Source organism: Fulvivirga aurantia, from assembly GCF_009711475.1.
Lineage (GTDB): Bacteria > Bacteroidota > Bacteroidia > Cytophagales > Cyclobacteriaceae > Fulvivirga > Fulvivirga aurantia.
Genome location: NZ_SMMD01000323.1, coordinates 1 through 1,754, shown reverse-complemented (window position 1 = coordinate 1,754; position 1,754 = coordinate 1). Strand labels below are relative to the sequence as shown.

Below are 1,754 nucleotides of genomic sequence, written 5' to 3'. Positions count from 1 at the left end.
ATTAAACTGCTCTTCTGTTCCATTGTCTATGTCTATTCTATAAAGTTTTTTTAATCCATAATTCATGAAAATGAGACTTTTTGAAGCGACATCGTAAGTGATAAATTTGGAGTCACTAACAGACGGTCTAACTGACCTTTTTTCTTCTAAACTATTTACGTCATAAATGCGAATTGCAGGATCGTAATAATTATCTATTGTTAACATTTCTTCACTAGCATCCTGCCTGAAACCTAACCAACGTCCAGTGTAATTCAACCTACCTATCAATAAGAGATTGTCATCAATGATTTTATAGATATCGTTATCTTGATTTTTAACATAATTACCATCATCAGAAATTGTATAATTAACCTGTTCATTATCTTTAGACATAAACGCTATTTCTTTATTAGTAGTCAAATTAAATATTCTGCTGTAAAATGTAATTCTATCACCAGGTCCGAACCAGTCATAACAAACAATTCGATTTTGAGAGCTCATAATATTACTTGGACCACTGCCGTATTCGGTTGTAATAGCATCTAACCTTGACTCGTTATAAGTTATTAAGTTCATCTCAACAAGTTGCGAAGCATCGGAGTAATAAATATTTTGTCCATCATAAGATACATGATAGCCAGGACCATTATTGACTTCGATACTGTCTGTCATTTCTAAATTGTTGGGATTTAGCTTAAAAAATTTTCCCTCGCTTAGATGAGACCAATAACCAATAATGGTCTGCAGTTCATTATTAAAAGCAAACTCTTCAATATCTCTTGGTAAATTTTGCAAAACTACAGATGTGTTCAGTACAGTACGGGAGCCACCTATTCCTTGCTTAAGTTTTGCATTTAGCCATACGGAAACATTAGAAGTGTAATTTATGCCGACTTGACGTGATTTAAATGAAAATGTTGTATTGTCTACATTCTCAATTTGACCAATTAATTGACCGTTCTCATATATAGAATAAGACTTAAATGGTCCAAAGTAAATAGGTTTGGACACTTCTAATTCAACCAAACTATCGGCAGGGTTGAATGTAGAACTGATAATAAGATTTTCATCACCTGTTAATTCAACAGAGCTTCTACTAGTACCTATTAGATTTGTGGTGTAAACGGTATATTTCCTGTTGTGATATCCTAAATAGGTACTATCTACCCAAGTGGTCGTTTCAGGATTCATTATATATTTTTTTTCCTCACCATCAACTTGAATGGCATAATGCTCAAATTTAGTTTTATTATAAGGAGTCCATCGAAGAACAGAATATCCATTTTCCATTGTAGTAGAAACCACTGGCTTCTCAGGGATTGTTTCAACATAGGCTTTAATTATCCATGTTTTCCATACTTGGATATTCTCAGCCCCCACTTTGTCAGCAAGACTACCAGTACCTGTCGATGATATAAATCTTATTTCAAGATGATAGATACCTGTATGAGGTACCACAGCAAAGACACCACTATTTTTCCCTGTTGCTATTTTACTATTATTCAATAAAATGATCACTTCTAAGATTTCACCATCACTTTCGACATTATACTTAAACTCAGCAGGACCTTCCAAGTAAATTGTATCACTTTCATTATAAGAATCTAGAGAAATCGAAAGGCTTTGTTCATCAAACTGTTCAATTTCATTAAAGAACTCTTCTTCTGGAGTGTAGGTGCATAATGTCAATATACCGATCAAAAAAAATAATATGAATACTCTCAGAGCCTGCAAAATCATTTAATTAGAATTTTTTAAAAGTTCAAATGTAC

1 protein-coding gene is annotated in these 1,754 nt (G+C 33.0%); it reads right to left on the bottom strand.

Going from position 1 to position 1,754, the window contains the following annotated elements; all coding sequences use genetic code 11:
• The coding region (locus E1176_RS01475) for a YncE family protein (protein ID WP_155208807.1) at nucleotides 1-1,722 on the bottom strand (1,722 nt) is incomplete at its 3' end.
• Nucleotides 1,723-1,754 lie beyond the last annotated feature (32 nt).